Source organism: Amycolatopsis heterodermiae (assembly GCF_034929455.1).
GTDB classification, from domain to species: Bacteria; Actinomycetota; Actinomycetes; order Mycobacteriales; family Pseudonocardiaceae; genus Amycolatopsis; species Amycolatopsis heterodermiae.
Genome location: NZ_JAYFSI010000002.1, coordinates 692,024 through 705,601, shown reverse-complemented (window position 1 = coordinate 705,601; position 13,578 = coordinate 692,024). Strand labels below are relative to the sequence as shown.

18 protein-coding genes are annotated in these 13,578 nt (G+C 73.0%); 12 read left to right on the top strand and 6 right to left on the bottom strand.

All coding sequences use genetic code 11. The features are described 5' to 3' along the window. Positions 1-14 precede the first annotated feature (14 nt). Positions 15-437: a VOC family protein gene (locus VA596_RS13580; protein ID WP_323326831.1), complete on the top strand. Its 423-nt coding sequence runs from the start codon at positions 15-17 to the stop codon at positions 435-437. A 1-nt stretch (position 438) separates the two neighbouring features. Here VA596_RS13580 and VA596_RS13575 read toward each other — a convergent pair whose 3' ends face one another. Further along, positions 439-1,002 carry a TetR/AcrR family transcriptional regulator gene (locus VA596_RS13575; RefSeq protein WP_323326829.1) on the bottom strand — a complete coding sequence of 188 codons (564 nt, stop codon included), beginning with the start codon at positions 1,000-1,002 and terminating at the stop codon, positions 439-441. Between the two features lie 94 nt (positions 1,003-1,096). Here VA596_RS13575 and VA596_RS13570 point away from each other — a divergent pair, with 94 nt between their 5' ends. Next, a complete protein-coding gene (locus VA596_RS13570) occupies positions 1,097-2,647 on the top strand; it encodes an FAD-dependent oxidoreductase (protein ID WP_323326827.1) in 1,551 nt (516 codons plus the stop codon). After that, on the top strand, positions 2,644-3,009 hold the full coding sequence (locus VA596_RS13565) for a putative quinol monooxygenase (RefSeq protein ID WP_323326825.1): 366 nt from the start codon (positions 2,644-2,646) through the stop codon (positions 3,007-3,009). Before VA596_RS13570 ends, VA596_RS13565 begins: the two co-directional genes overlap by 4 nt. Here VA596_RS13565 and VA596_RS13560 read toward each other — a convergent pair. Then, positions 2,975-3,565 (bottom strand): TetR/AcrR family transcriptional regulator, encoded by a 591-nt coding sequence (locus tag VA596_RS13560; RefSeq protein ID WP_323326824.1) that lies wholly within the window; start codon positions 3,563-3,565, stop codon positions 2,975-2,977. The genes VA596_RS13565 and VA596_RS13560 overlap by 35 nt on opposite strands. Before the next feature lie 112 nt (positions 3,566-3,677). Between VA596_RS13560 and VA596_RS13555 the strand changes: the two genes are divergently transcribed. After that, a complete protein-coding gene (locus tag VA596_RS13555) occupies positions 3,678-4,442 on the top strand; it encodes a class I SAM-dependent methyltransferase (protein ID WP_323327748.1) in 765 nt (254 codons plus the stop codon). Positions 4,443-4,489: 47 nt separating this feature from the next. Here the strand turns inward: VA596_RS13555 and VA596_RS13550 are convergent, their stop codons facing one another. After that, on the bottom strand, positions 4,490-5,227 hold the full coding sequence (locus VA596_RS13550) for an ABC transporter permease (protein WP_323326822.1): 738 nt from the start codon (positions 5,225-5,227) through the stop codon (positions 4,490-4,492). Beyond that, a complete protein-coding gene (locus VA596_RS13545; RefSeq protein ID WP_323326820.1) occupies positions 5,220-6,044 on the bottom strand; it encodes an ABC transporter ATP-binding protein in 825 nt (274 codons plus the stop codon). Before VA596_RS13545 ends, VA596_RS13550 begins: the two co-directional genes overlap by 8 nt. A gap of 63 nt (positions 6,045-6,107) precedes the next feature. Between VA596_RS13545 and VA596_RS13540 the strand changes: the two genes are divergently transcribed. Continuing rightward, on the top strand, positions 6,108-6,731 hold the full coding sequence (locus VA596_RS13540) for a TetR/AcrR family transcriptional regulator (protein ID WP_323327747.1): 624 nt from the start codon (positions 6,108-6,110) through the stop codon (positions 6,729-6,731). Here the strand turns inward: VA596_RS13540 and VA596_RS13535 are convergent. Then, a complete protein-coding gene (locus VA596_RS13535) occupies positions 6,728-7,417 on the bottom strand; it encodes a haloacid dehalogenase type II (RefSeq protein ID WP_323326818.1) in 690 nt (229 codons plus the stop codon). The genes VA596_RS13540 and VA596_RS13535 overlap by 4 nt on opposite strands. Positions 7,418-7,486: 69 nt before the next feature. Here VA596_RS13535 and VA596_RS13530 point away from each other — a divergent pair, with 69 nt between their 5' ends. The 5 genes from VA596_RS13530 to VA596_RS13510 all read left to right on the top strand — a co-directional run bounded on the left by VA596_RS13530 (position 7,487) and on the right by VA596_RS13510 (position 11,857). Beyond that, positions 7,487-7,879 carry a nuclear transport factor 2 family protein gene (locus VA596_RS13530; protein ID WP_323326816.1) on the top strand — a complete coding sequence of 131 codons (393 nt, stop codon included), beginning with the start codon at positions 7,487-7,489 and terminating at the stop codon, positions 7,877-7,879. 33 nt (positions 7,880-7,912) lie between these two features. Next, entirely contained in the window at positions 7,913-8,476 is a 564-nt protein-coding gene (locus tag VA596_RS13525; protein ID WP_323326814.1) for a PadR family transcriptional regulator, read from the top strand. A gap of 44 nt (positions 8,477-8,520) precedes the next feature. Then, a complete protein-coding gene (locus tag VA596_RS13520) occupies positions 8,521-9,081 on the top strand; it encodes a TetR/AcrR family transcriptional regulator (RefSeq protein ID WP_323326811.1) in 561 nt (186 codons plus the stop codon). A 16-nt stretch (positions 9,082-9,097) separates the two neighbouring features. After that, positions 9,098-9,832, top strand: a complete 735-nt coding sequence (locus VA596_RS13515) for a cupin domain-containing protein (RefSeq protein WP_323326809.1) — start codon at positions 9,098-9,100, stop codon at positions 9,830-9,832. Positions 9,833-9,961: 129 nt separating this feature from the next. Further along, positions 9,962-11,857, top strand: a complete 1,896-nt coding sequence (locus VA596_RS13510; protein WP_323326808.1) for a glycoside hydrolase family 32 protein — start codon at positions 9,962-9,964, stop codon at positions 11,855-11,857. Here VA596_RS13510 and VA596_RS13505 read toward each other — a convergent pair whose 3' ends face one another. Continuing rightward, positions 11,858-12,427 carry a helix-turn-helix domain-containing protein gene (locus VA596_RS13505; RefSeq protein ID WP_323326806.1) on the bottom strand — a complete coding sequence of 190 codons (570 nt, stop codon included), beginning with the start codon at positions 12,425-12,427 and terminating at the stop codon, positions 11,858-11,860. A 67-nt stretch (positions 12,428-12,494) separates the two neighbouring features. On the opposite strand from VA596_RS13505, the gene VA596_RS13500 reads away from it, so the two are divergent. After that, positions 12,495-13,082, top strand: coding sequence for a class I SAM-dependent methyltransferase (locus VA596_RS13500; RefSeq protein ID WP_323326805.1), 588 nt, complete (start codon positions 12,495-12,497; stop codon positions 13,080-13,082). Then, a complete protein-coding gene (locus tag VA596_RS13495; protein WP_323326803.1) occupies positions 13,079-13,543 on the top strand; it encodes a DinB family protein in 465 nt (154 codons plus the stop codon). Before VA596_RS13500 ends, VA596_RS13495 begins: the two co-directional genes overlap by 4 nt. Positions 13,544-13,578: the final 35 nt, after the last annotated feature.

Here is a 13,578-nt window from a genome sequence, read left to right as displayed (position 1 = left end):
CCCAGGAGCCCGTCATGCCCTTCCCCGTCCGCTTCCACCACGTCGGCCTGTCGGTCGCCGACCTCGACGCGCAGCGACGCTGGTACGCCGACGCGCTCGGGTTCACCGAGGTCGTCGAGGAGTTCGAGGTCCCCGAAGCCGGCGTCCGCACGGCCGTCCTGCGGACCGCGGACGGCACCCGGATCGAGCTGATCGAACGCGCGGGTTCCGCGCGCACGGAGACGTTCACCGACCCGATGGACGTCCTGCGCGCCCAGGGTTACGGCCACTGGGCCCTCGAAGTCGGCGACCTCGACGACGCGTTCGCCCGCCTGACCGGCGCGGGCGCCGAGCCGGTGTGGCCCCCGGCCGACGCCGTCCAGCCCGGTGCGCGGTTCGGCTACGTCAAGGACCCGGAAGGCAACCTGATCGAGCTGATCCAGCCGGCCGCCTCCTGAGTCAGGCGGGAGCCGGGCCGGTGAGGATCTCGCGGATCACCGGGGCCGCCCAGGCCGCGAGCCGGTCGGGCGGCATCGTGGCGATGCCCGGCGTCGCCAGTACGTAGCGCGTCGTCGCCAGGCCCAGCAGGAACGAGCCCAGCAGGGCCGCGCGCTCGGGCGCGTGGTCCGGGGTGGCCTTGGCGAAGGCCGGCACGACCTGGGCGGCGAACAGCTCGCGCAGCTTGTCCGCGGCCTCGGGGCTCGTCATGGCCACGCGCAGCAGGGCGAGGAACGTGCTGTCGTGGTCCCAGACCGCCAGGAACCTCGGCAGGATCTCGGCGCCGAGGTCCGCGGGCGCGACGCCGTCGAGGTCGGGCAGGTCCAGCGAGAAGTCGGCGGCGGCGGTGAACAGGCCCTGCTTGCTGCCGAAGTAGCGGATCACCATGGCCGGGTCGACGCCGACGTCCGCGGCGACCATGCGCAGCGTGGTGCGCTCGTACCCGTCCGCCGCGAACCGGTCCCGCGCCGCGGACAGGATCGCGCCCCGCGTGGCGCCGGCGTTGCGGCTTCTTCCTGATGCCATGACCCGAGCATAAGTCACCCACCGTTGACTTGTCTGCCCGGACGGTCTTACCCTCGATAAGTCAACGCTCGGTGACTTGAGGAGAGGGATCACCATGGACCAGGAACGTCCCGTGCTCGTCGTCGGCGCCGGCCCGACCGGCCTGACGGCGGCGATGGAGCTCGCGCGTCACGGCGTGCCCGTCCGGATCGTCGACCGGGCACCGGCCCCGTCGACGACCTCGAAGGCGCTGGCCGTCCAGGCGCGGACCCTCGAGCTGCTGCGCCCCCGCGGCGTCGGCGACGAGATGCTCCGCCGGGGCCAGCGCGCGTCCGGCACCGCGATCTACGGGCGCGGCCGGAAGCTGGCCACGGTCGAGCTGGACCGCGTCCCCGGCCGGTTCAACCACATCCTGCTGCTCCCCCAGTCCGAGACCGAAGAGCTGCTGGCGCGGCAGGTCCAGGCGTACGGCGTGGACGTCGAACGGGGCATCGAGCTGCTCTCCTTCGACCACGACGCCCACGGCGTCCGCGCGGTGCTGAAGGACCGCGACGGCGGCCACGAGACGGTGCACGCCGCCTACCTGATCGGCGCCGACGGCGCGCACAGCGGCGTCCGGCACGGCCTCGGCCTGCCGTTCAAGGGGCGCGCGCTGGCCCAGCGGTACCTGCTGGCCGACCTGCACCTCGACGGCGACGTCCCGGAGGACCAGCTCTCGATCTTCCTGGCCCGCGACGGGTTCGTGGCCGTCTTCCCGATGACCGCGGGCCGGTTCCGGTTCATGGCCACCGATCCGGGCCCCGGCGCCGACGACGACGTCCCGGAACTGGCCGCGCTGCAGGACATCTGGGACCACGTCACGCCCCTGCCCGCGCGGCTGCACGACCCGCACTGGCGGTCGCGGTTCCGGATCAACAGCCGGCACGTCCCGGCCCTGCGCGCGGGCCGGGTGTTCCTCGGCGGCGACGCCGCGCACGTCCACAGTCCCGCCGGCGGGCAGGGGATGAACACCGGCATCCAGGACATGATCAACCTGGCGTGGAAGCTCGCCCTGGTGCACCGCGGCCTGGCCGCGCCGGCGCTGCTCGACACCTACCAGGCCGATCGCGTCCCGGTGATCACCAAGCTGGTCCGCGCGACCGAGACCGCCACGAGGGTGTGGAACTCCACCAATCCCGTGGTGCACCGGATGGTCACGACGATGGCCCCGCTCGCGCTCGGCCGGGATTTCGTGCAGGACAAGGCGACCGCCGTCCTCGGCGAGACCACGGCGAACTACCGCAGGAGCCCGATCGCCGCCCGGGCCGGACGGCTGGGCGCGCTGCGGGCGGGCGACCGGGTGCCGGACGTCGACGTCGTCGTCAACGGCGAGACCCGGCGGCTCTACGACCTGCTCGACCTGACCAAGCTGACCGTCTTCACGACCGGGCCGGCCGTCGACGTTCTCCTTCCCTGGCACCGGGTTTTCGCCCAGCACCACGGCCGGATCGCGACGGCGCAACCCGGGCTGCTCGGCGGTGACGCACGGGTCGCGGCGGCCCTCACCGCGAAGCCCGGCGTCCTGGCGATCCGGCCCGACGGCTACCTCGCCGCCGCCGGCACCGATCCGGCGTCCCTCGTTTCCTGGTTCAGCAAGTGGTTCCCCGTGAACGGAGAAAACCGATGACCGTGCTGCCCGAGCCGGACGCCGACGAGACCGGCCCCTACGCCCACCTCGGCTTCGCCACCGCCAAACCGGGGTGCGCGGACCGGGTCGAAGCGCTGATCCTCGCGCTGGTCGAGCCCCTGCGCGCGGAGGAGGGCGCGCTCGAGTTCCACGTCCACCGCGACCGGGCCGACCGGGACACCTTCGTGATCTACGAGATGTTCCGCTCGAAGGCCGATCTGGAGAAGCACCTGACGCAGCCGCACACCCGGGAGTTCATCGGGGCGATCGGGCCGTACGTCACCGGCCCGCTGCGGCAGCGGTTCCTCCGGATGTCCAGTCCCCTGCCTACAGCAGGCGCCGCTGGACGACGTCCGCGATGACCGTCGCCACCAGCTGGTCGACCTCCTCGGCGGGCGGCGGGCCGCCGCGCCGTCCCGCGAACAGCAGGTGCCCGGCCCCGATCAGGGAGAGGGCGACGTTGTCGACGTCGGCGTCGGCGGCGATCCGGCCGAGCGCGCGTTCCTCCACGAGGTAGGCGGCGAGCATCTCCCGGGCCTCGGCGAGCACCGGCACGCCGGCTCCCCGCAGCCGGGTGCGGACCTCGTCACGGAAGAACACCAGGCTGACCATCGCCAGCGCGGTCGGGTCGAGCACGTCGGTCAAAGCGGCGGCGAGGTTGCCCTGGACCGTGCCCGTCCCGGCCGCGGCACGCAGGGCGGCGGCCTGGTCGCCGACCCGGGTGATGCGCTCCTGCACCAGCTCGGCGAGGAACTCGTCGAAGTCGGCGAAGTGCCGGTGCAGCACGCCTTTCGCGCAGTCGGCCTCGGTGGTGACCGAACGGCTGGTCAGCGCGCTCGGCCCGTCCCGGAGCAGGACGCGCTCGGCGGCGTCGAACAGCTGCCGCCGCGCGTCGCGGATGTGCACCCCGGTCGGCACGCGGCTTTCCTCCTTGCCCGTGTGGGCGCTTGCCCACTATGGTGGGCGCATGCCCACTTCCCCGTCGGAACAGCCCTATTCTGCCGGAACCGCACCCCATCAGGCCCGGCGGATCGCGGAGTCGTTCGGGGTCGACCCCGAACGCTACGACCGCGCCCGGCCGCCCTACCCCGCCGCGCTGGTGGAGCGGATCCTCGCCGCGAGCCCCGGCCGCGACCTGCTGGACGTCGGCTGCGGCACCGGCATCGAGGCCCGGCAGTTCCAGGCGGCCGGCTGCGACGTGCTCGGCGTCGACCCCGACGCGCGGATGGCCGCCTTCGCCCGCGAGAGCGGTGTCGACGTCGAGGTCGCGACCTTCGAGGACTGGGACCCCGCGGGGCGGACGTTCGACGCGGTCGTCGCCGGCCAGGCGTGGCACTGGGTCGACCCCGTGCGAGGCCCCGCGAAGGCCGCGGAAGTCCTGCGCCCGGGCGGTCTCCTGGCGGTGTTCGGGCACGTGTACGCCATGCCGCCCGGGATCGCGGAGGCGTACGCGACGGCCTTCCGGCGGGTGGCGCCCGACTCGCCGATGGGCCTCCCGAACGCGGAACGGACGGCGCTGGACATCTACCGGACCATGTTCGCCGCGGCCGCCGACGGAATGCGCCGGGCGGACGGACTCGGCGAGCCGGAGCAGTGGCGGTTCGACTGGGAGCACACGTATACCCGTGACGAGTGGCTCGACCTGCTGCCCACGACCGGCGGCCTGACCCGGCTCCCGGCGGACAAGCTGGCGGAACTGCTGGCCGACGTCGGCGCGGCCGTCGACCGGCTCGGCGGCGAGTTCACCTTGCAGTACACAACCTTGGCCGCCGTCGCCGCGCTGCAGTGGTCGTGAGTGTTTAGGAGGGTTCTAACCCTCCTAAACACTCACGACAAGCCGAGTCAGCCGCGCAGCCGGCTCAGGCCGCGGTCCAGCCGGACCACCGCGACGATCCCCGCCACCACTGCGAGCCCGCCCAGGATCGCCGCCCCGCGGAAGACGTCGCTCGACTGCCCTTCGACCGCCCCGCGCAGCATCGTCATCGCCCAGTAGCCCGGCGAGATCGGAGCGATCGCCTGGGCCCAGCCCGGCAGCATCGCGGCGGGGATCAGCGCGCCGCCGAGCGACGAAACCACCAGCGAGCCGACGTCGCAGACCGCGGAAAGCTCGCCGTGGCTGCGCACGAGCGTCGCCGCCGCGGTGCCCACGGCCAGCAGCGTCAGGCTCCAGACGAGCACCGCGAACCCGAGCAGCACCGGGGACACCGGCGCGGGCATGCCCACGACGTAGTGCCCGAACACCAGCAGCACGGCCTGCTGCAGCACCAGCACGGCGAACACCGGGACCGCCTTGCCCGCCAGCAGTTCCCCGGCCGTCGCCGGGGTGGCGCGCAGCCGGTCCCACGTGTTCCAGGTCCGTTCCGACAGCATCGACGTGCCCACAATGGACAGTGCGAGGACGGTGAACATCACGAGCAGGCCGAGCACGGCCTGGGTGGGCCCGTCGGCGACCGACGCGGCGAAGAGCGGCTTGAACACCAGCATCAGCACCATCGGCATCACCGCGTAGCTGATCAGGTGGCCGGGATCGCGCAGCCGCAGCACCGCGCTGTGGCGCACCAGCACCGAAAACCTAGTCATGCGCCACCGCCCGGTAGAGGTCGTCGAGGGTCGGCCGGCGCAGCTCGACGTCGCGGACGTGCGCGGACGTCGTCGCCAGCACGCCCGCCAGCTCCGCCCCGGGATCGGCGGCGGGGACGCGGATCTCACCGTCGTCGGTGCTGAGCAGGATCTCGCCGGGCAGGCCGCCGAGCAGGTCCGCCGCGGTGCCGCGGGCGATCACCCGGCCGCCCTTCGCGACAGCGAGGGTCGCGCCCAGCTCGGCTAGCTCGGGCAGGTAGTGGGTGGTGTAGACGACCGCCGCGCCGTCGTCGGCGGCAGCCCGGACGGCGGTGAGCAGCGCGGCCCGGGTCTGCGGGTCGACCCCCGCGGTGGGCTCGTCGAGCAGCAGCAGGCGCGGGCGGTGCAGCATCGCCGTCGCGGCCTGGGTCCGCCGTTGCTGGCCGCCGGACAGCACGCCGACGCGCCGGTCGAGGAACGCCGTGAGCAGCAGCGCTTCGGCGATCCGGTCGATCGCTTCGGCCAGCGCGCGACGCCGCAGCCCGGACAGGCCGCCGAACAGCCGGAGCGTCTCGGCGACGGTGGCGCTCGGGTACAGCGCCGGTTCCTGCGGCGCGAAGCCGAGCAGGGCCCGGGCCGCTTTCGGCGGGCGCCCGGCGATCCGGACGTCGCCGGCGTCCGGCGCGGCCAGGCCGGCCACCAGCCGGGCGAACGTCGACTTGCCGGCGCCGTTGTGGCCGACCAGGCCGACCACCTCGCCGGGCTCGGCGCGCAGCGTGAACCCCGACAGCGCGCGGACGTCGCCGTAGCGCTTCACCAGATCGGTCGCTTCCAGCATCCCCAGCCTCCAGTATACGGTGTAGACCAGCAATCTACACCGTAGACTGCTCCGGTGCGCAAGATGAAGACCAGCCGGCGTGACGAGATCGTGGACGCGGCGATGGCCCTGGCCCGGGAGAAGGGGCTCGACGCAGTGTCCATGCGCGCGCTCGCCGCCCGGCTCGAACTGACGCCGATGGCCCTCTACGGGTACTTCCGCGGCAAGGACGACCTGCTCGACGCCATCGTCGGCCGGCTGCTCGGACTGCTCCCGGAACCCGACCCGGCCGCGCCGCCGCTCGAACGGCTCGGGGTGCTCGCCGGCGGCGTGCGCGTCCTCGCCAAGGACCACCCCGCGGTGGTGACGCTGCTGTTCACCCGGCCGTCCGTCACCGAGGACGCCGTCGTCGCCGTCGACCGGATCTACCAGGCCCTGCTGGACGCGGGCGTGCCCGACGCCCAGGTCGGCCGCCTCGAGCGGCTGCTCACCACGTTCGTGCTCGGGTTCGTCATCTCCGAGACCCAGGGCCGGTTCTCCGAGGGCAACCGGGACATGCGCTCACGCCGCGCGCTGCTCGGGCCGGACGAGCTGCCCGCCCACCACCGCCTCGGTCCCCTGCTCGACCCCCAGGTCGACTGGGACGCCGAGTTCGACGCCGACCTCGCCGACCTCGTCACGGTGATCGAACGGGCGGCCCGCACCTAGCCGGCGTCGGCAAGTCGACTCGGCACGCCCAGCTGGCCGGCCAGGTCGTCGAGCCCCTCGGCGTACAGGTCGAACCCGTCCGAGGGCAGCGGCGGGTCCCCTGCCGGCCGGGCGACGTAGGCGGTGCGCAGGCCGGCGTCCCGCGCGCCACGCAGATCCCACGCGTGCGCCGCGACCATCAGCAGCCGCTCCGGCGGCCCGCCGGACGCGGCGACGGCGAGGCCGTACACCGACGGGTCCGGTTTGTAGGCCCGCGCGTCCGCCGCGGAAAGCGCTTGGTGCCAGCGCAATCCGGCGTGGGCGTTGAGCCGCAGCAACCCGGTCCGGCTCGCGTTGGAGAGCCCGATCAGCGGGAACCGTCCGGCGAGCCGGTCCAGCCCGGCGACGGTGTCCGGCCACGCGGGCGGGCGGCGGGCCGCCACCGCGAGCGCGGCGGGGTCACCGGCTCCGGCGGCATGGGCGACGAGCTGCGCGGCTTCGCGGTCGAGAACGTCGCCGTCGACGTAGGGGCGGTCACCTTCGGCGATGCGGCGCTGCTCGTGGTCGACGTGGTCCAGCCAGAGCCGGACCAGGTCGTCGGCGAGCGACGGCCCGAGGTCGCGGACACCGGCCCGGATCCCGGCGGGCTCGTCGACGAGGGTGCCGAGCACGTCGAACACCAGGGCGTCGATCTCGAAGGCGGCCATCGCTCCACCCTAGCGAGGTCGTCCTGCTACGCTGCCAATACTCAATTAGTTGACTATACGAGGTGGGACATGACCAGCTTCCGGAAGGCCGTCGAGGCACGCGACCCCGAGGCCATGGCGGCCGCGCTGGCGGAGAACGTGGTGTTCCGGAGCCCGGTGGCGTTCCGGCCGTACCCCGGCAAGGCCATCACGTCCGCGATCCTGCGCGGGGTGCTGCGGGTCTTCGAGGACTTCCGGTACGTGCGGGAGCTCGACGGCGGTGGCGGGCGGGAACACGCGCTCGTCTTCGAGGCCCGGATCGGCGACACCCGCGTCGAGGGCTGCGACTTCCTGCACCTGGACGACGACGGCCTGATCGACGAGTTCACGGTGATGGTCCGCCCGCTGTCGGCCGCCCAGGCGCTGTCCGCCGCGATGGCCGCTCAGTTCGAGCAGATCCAGCGCGAGGCCATGGACGCCTGAGATACTCAACTTGTTGAGTAGAGAGGAACGAGCGTGGCGCTGCGCAACGCGCTGATGGCGGCGCTGCTCGAGGGCGAAGCGTCGGGTTACGACCTCGCGAAGGTGTTCGACGCGTCCGTCGCGAACTTCTGGATGGCCACCCCGCAGCAGCTCTACCGGGAGCTGGACCGGATGGCGGCCGACGGCTTGGTGCACGCCCGGCTCGTCCACCAGGAACGGCGGCCCGACAAGCGGCTCTTCTCGCTGACCGAAGCCGGCCGCCGGGCGCTGCACACGTTCACCGCCGGGCCACCCCGGCCCGGCACGATCCGCGACGAGCTGCTCGTGCAGGTCCAGGCCGTGGACGCGGGTGACCAGGCCGCCGTCCGGACCGCGCTCGAGGAGCGGGCGACCGCCGCGGAGGCGAAGGTCGCCCGCTACGAGAAGCTCCGCGCGCGCCTGCTGGACGGCCGCTTCGAAGACGACTACCTGGCCGGCGCCGAGCGGGTCGGGCCGTACCTGACGCTGATGCGCGGCCTGTCGTTCGAACGGGAGAACGTCCGCTGGTGCCGGCAGGCCCTGAAGGTCCTCGACCTGCGGGTGGCCGCCCCGCACTGAACCCCTTTTGCCGACTGTACCTACTAGTATGTACAGTAACGCTCATGGGAACCAGGGAGCAGCTCGTCGACAGCACCCGTGAGCTGCTGTGGGAGCGGGGTTACGTCGGCACGAGCCCCAAGGCCATCCAGCAGCGGGCGGGGGCCGGGCAGGGCAGCATGTACCACCACTTCGCCGGGAAGCGGGAGCTGGCGCTGGCCGCCATCGAGCGCAGCGCGGACGAACTGCTGGCTGCGGCCGACGAGCTGTGCGCCCCCGGTACCGCCCTCGAGCGGGTCACCGCCTACCTGCGCCGCGAGCGCGAGGTGCTCAAGGGCTGTCCCGTCGGCCGGCTCACCCAGGACCCCGACATCGTCGCCGACCCGCAGCTGCGCGCGCCCGTCGACGAGTCGCTCGCCCGGCTGCGGGCGCGGCTCACCGAGGTCCTCGACGAAGGCCGGGCCGCGGGGGAACTGCCCGCCGTGCTGGACACGGCCGCGCTCGCCGCCACCGTCGTCGCCGTCCTGCAGGGCGGTTACGTGCTGGCCCGCGCCGCCGGCGCGCCCGAACCCTTCGACCAGGCCGTTTCCGGTGTGCTCGCGCTGCTCGCCGCGCACGCCCACTGAACCCGGGAGTACCTCCGTGCACGTCCACCACGTCCCGTCCGCCAGCACCGCCGCGCCCGCCGAGGCGATCACCGGCAGCGCGTGGGTCACCTCGCTCGCCGTGCCCGAAGGGCCGTCGCGCACCCAGGTCGACCGCGTGCAGTTCGCCCCCGGCGCCCGCACCCGCTGGCACCGGCACCCGCTCGGCCAGGTCCTCGTCGTCACCGAAGGCACCGGGTACGTGCAGCGCCGCGGCGGCCCGGCCCAGCTGATCCGGACCGGCGACACGGTCCGCGTCGCCGCCGGCGAGTGGCACTGGCACGGCGCGACCGACACCACCTCCATGACCCACCTGGCCATCGAAGAGCTGCTTGATGACGGAACGCCGTCCGAGCTCGCCGAACCGGTGGGCACCGTCGAACCCGCCGTCGTCACCGCCACGCCCCTGACCCGGACCCTGGTGCTGGAGCAGGATCTTCCGGCACCCCGCGTGGTCGACCACGTCCAGATCCGCCGCATCACCCTCGCCCCCGGTCACGGCACCGGGCCGCACGTCCACAATGGACCCGTCTTCGGCAGCATCGAGACCGGCTCCGCCGTCTACCAGATCGACGGGGAGCCGGAATCGGTGCTCACGCCCGGCGACGTCTTCTACGAGCCGGAAGCGACCCGGATCGCCCGGTTCGACGCGCAGGAGGACGGCGTCACGTTCCTCGCCCACTTCCCCGCCGGGCCGGGCGAGACCCCGGAGCTGATCCCGCTCGAATCCTGACGGCACCATTTCCGGGGCCATTTCCGGGGCCACCACCGGCGTTTGCGCAAATCGTTGTCTTCGCCGGGCGCCCCGGGGCATCCTGGCCCCGGCCGGATCCCGCGGGGTGATCCGGCGACGGGAGGCTCGATGAAGCGCCGTGATCTGCTCCGCCACAGCGTCGCCACCGGACTGGGTGTCGCGCTGTCCTCAGCAACGACGTCTCCAGCGGGCGCCGCCGAAGCGCAACCGGAAACCGTTGCCACCGAAGACATCGTCGTCGCCGACTTCGAGGGTGCCGACTGGTCGGGCTGGACCGTGCAGGGCACCGCCTTCGGCTCCGGGCCGGTCCACGGCTACGCGCGACTGGCCTCAATGGACATCGCGGCGTTCCACGGCGACGGAGTGGCCAGCAGCGAATCCGAGGGTGACGGCCCGACCGGCACGATCACCTCCCCCGAGTTCACCATCCGGCGGCGGTACCTCGCCTACGGGATCGGCGGCGGCGACTACGAGTACGTCACCTGCCTGAACCTGCTGGTGGACGGCGAAGTCGTGCGCAGTGCCACCGGCCGCACCAGCGACACGCTCGTGCCCGGCAGCTGGGACGTCGCGGAGTTCGCCGGGCGCCGCGCGCGCATCCAGCTCGTCGACACCGCCACCGGCGACTGGGGCCACGTCAACGCCGACCACGTGGTCCAGACCGACCGTCCCGAGGTTCTCCCGGCGAACACCCAGCCGCTGTACGGCGAAACCTGGCGCCCGCGGGCGCATTTCACCGCCCGGCAATGGGCCATGAACCGGCTCGAGCCCGGCCAGCGGCAGGAAGGCTGGCTCAACGACCTCAACGGGCTCGTGTTCTACGATGGTGAGTACCACCTGTTCGCTCAGCGCTGGAACAAGTGCTGGATCCACGCCGTGAGCCGGGACCTGGTGCACTGGACCGAACTGCGCCCGGCGTACTTCGAGGAGTCGCTGGGCACCGGCGTCCAGTCGGGTTCGGTCGTCGTCGACTACGGCAACACCTCCGGCCTCTCCCCCGACCCGGCCAAGCCGCCGATGGTCGCGTTCTGGTCGCGCAACGACAACCGCAGCCAGTGCCTGTCCTACAGCCTCGACCACGGCCGGACCTGGCGCCACCACCCGGGAAACCCGGTGCTGAGCATGCCGGAGCGCGACCCGAAGGTGTTCTGGTACTCACCCGGCGGCCACTGGGTGATGATGCTCTACGGCGGCGGCCAGTACCACATCCTGACCTCGCCGGACCTGCTGCACTGGACCGACACCGGTAATCCCGTGCCCGACAGCTACGAATGCCCGGACTTCTTCGAGCTGCCCGTCGACGCCGGGCAGGCGACCAAGTGGGTTCTGGTGCGGGGCAACGGGTTCTACTCCGTCGGCACCTTCGACGGCGTCCGGTTCACCGAGGAGACCACGCAGCGGCCCGCCGACCTCGGCCCGCACTTCTACGCCACCCAGACCTGGAACAACACCGAAACCGGCGACGGCCGGCGCGTCCAGGCCGCGTGGATGCGCGGCGGGTCGTACCCCGCCATGCCGTTCAACCAGCAGGTCACCTTTCCCTGCGAGCTCAAGCTCCGGTCCCAGGGCGGCGCACTGCGGCTGACCCGCCGTCCGGTCGCCGAGATCTCGAAGCTGCACGCGGGCACCACGACCTGGTCCGGTGCCGTGCGGCCGGGCGCGCCCGTGACCCTGGCGCGGGACGGCGGCGCGTTCCACCTCCTGCTCACCCTGGACGTCCCGGCCGGTACGACGCTGACCGTCACCCTCTTCGGCGTGCCCGTCACGGCCACCGCGCAGGCCATCGACGGCGGCACCGGGCCCCAGCAGCTCACCGAACCGTTGCGCAGTATGGAGATCCTCGTCGACCGCACCTCGATCGAGGTCTTCGCCAACGACGGGACGTTCTCGTTCTCCCGGTGTTTCCTGCCGAACGCCGGGGGCATCACGCTCGCCGCGGCGGGCCGGGCGGTCGCCGTCCACCCCGTTGTGGTCCACCCGTTGCGCTCGCTCTGGGAGAACTGACTACCGCCGGACGTGGGCCCGCTCTCCCTGCGGTCCGAAGAGGACCAGCGTCTCGACGGCCCGGCCGTCGGCCGAACCCAGCCAGTGCGGCAGTCCCGTGTCGAACTCGGCCGCCTCGCCGGCGGGCAGGACCAGGTCGCGGTCGCCGATCACCAGGCGCAGGCGGCCGGTGAGGACGTAGACCCATTCGTAGCCGCCGTGCGTCTGCGGGGTCGGCTCGGCCGGTTCGGCACGGCTCGGGATGAGCATCTTGAACGCCTGCAGGCCCCCGGCCCGGCGGGTGAGCGGCAGGAACGTCATGCCGTACCGGTGGATCGGCCGCAGGTGGACCCGCGGGTCGCCGGTGCGGGGTGCGCCGACGAGGTCGTCCAGCGGCACGTCGTAGGTGCGGGCCAGCGGCAGCAGCAGCTCCAGCGTGGGCCGGCGGCCGCCGCTTTCCAGCCGTGACAACGTGCTCTCCGAGATCCCGGTCGTCGCCGCCAGCTCGGCGAGGGTGAACCCCCGCTGCTTGCGCAGGGCCCGCAGGCGGGGCCCGACCGCGTCCAGCACCTCGTCGTCGATGTCTGCCATGACCGCCATCTTGCCGGAATGGCAAGTTTTCGTGCTCCCCGCGGCCCGGCCGGGTCACGGTGGGGGCATGCACGACGAAGCAACCCGGTTCTGGGACGAGCACTACCGCAACCCGCCCGCCGAGCGGGTGAACCCGCTGCTGGCCGAGGTCGCCGGCCCGCTGCCCGCCGGCACCGCGCTCGACCTGGGCTGCGGCTCCGGCGGCGACGCGCTCTGGCTGGCCCGGCGGGGCTGGCGGGTCACCGCGGCCGACCTGGCCTCGCCCGCGATCGAGTCGCTGCGGCAGCGGACGGGCGGCCTGCCGGTGACGCCGGTGCGGATCGACCTGGCCGAGGCGTTCCCGGACGGCACGTTCGACCTCGTTTCCGCGCAGTACCTGCACACGCCGTTCCCGCTGGCGCGCGAGCGGGTGCTGCGCCGGGCCACGGACGCGCTGCGGCCCGGCGGGCTCCTGCTGGTCGTCGACCACGGGTCGGCGGCGCCGTGGTCCTGGAACCAGGACGCGGATTTCCCGCGCCCCACCTTCGACCTCGACCCGGCGCGGTTTTCCGTCGAGCGCGCGGACTCGCCGCAACGCGTGGCGACCGGACCGGATGGCCGGACGGCAACGGTCACCGACCACGTGCTCCTCGTGCGACGGGAGCCGAACCGATGACCAGGAAACGCGACGCGGGACCGCCGTCCACCGGAGCCGCCGAGAAGGACGTCCTGCTCGGTTTTCTCGGCTACCTCCGCGACGCCGTCGCCGCCAAGGCCGAGGGCGTTCCCGAGCCGCAGGTGCGCACGCCCGGTGTCCCCTCGGGCACGAGCCTGCTCGGCCTGGTCAAGCACCTCACGCACGTCGAAGCCCATTGGCTGCTGGGAAAACCCGTCAAGAACTGGCAGGCGACCTTCCGGCCGGCGCCGGCCGAGACCGCCGACGACCTCCTCGACGCCTACCGCGAGACCGCCGCGCGGGCGGACGAGGTGATCGACGGCTGGGACGACCTCGGGGCGCCGGGGCCGCGCCGCGCGTCCCGGCGCTGGACCCTGACCCACCTGATCGAGGAGACCGGCCGGCACGCCGGGCACGCCGACATCCTGCGCGAGCTGCTCGACGGGACCACCGGACGCTGACGCTTGTGGTCTTGACCGTGTCACCCCTACGGTCG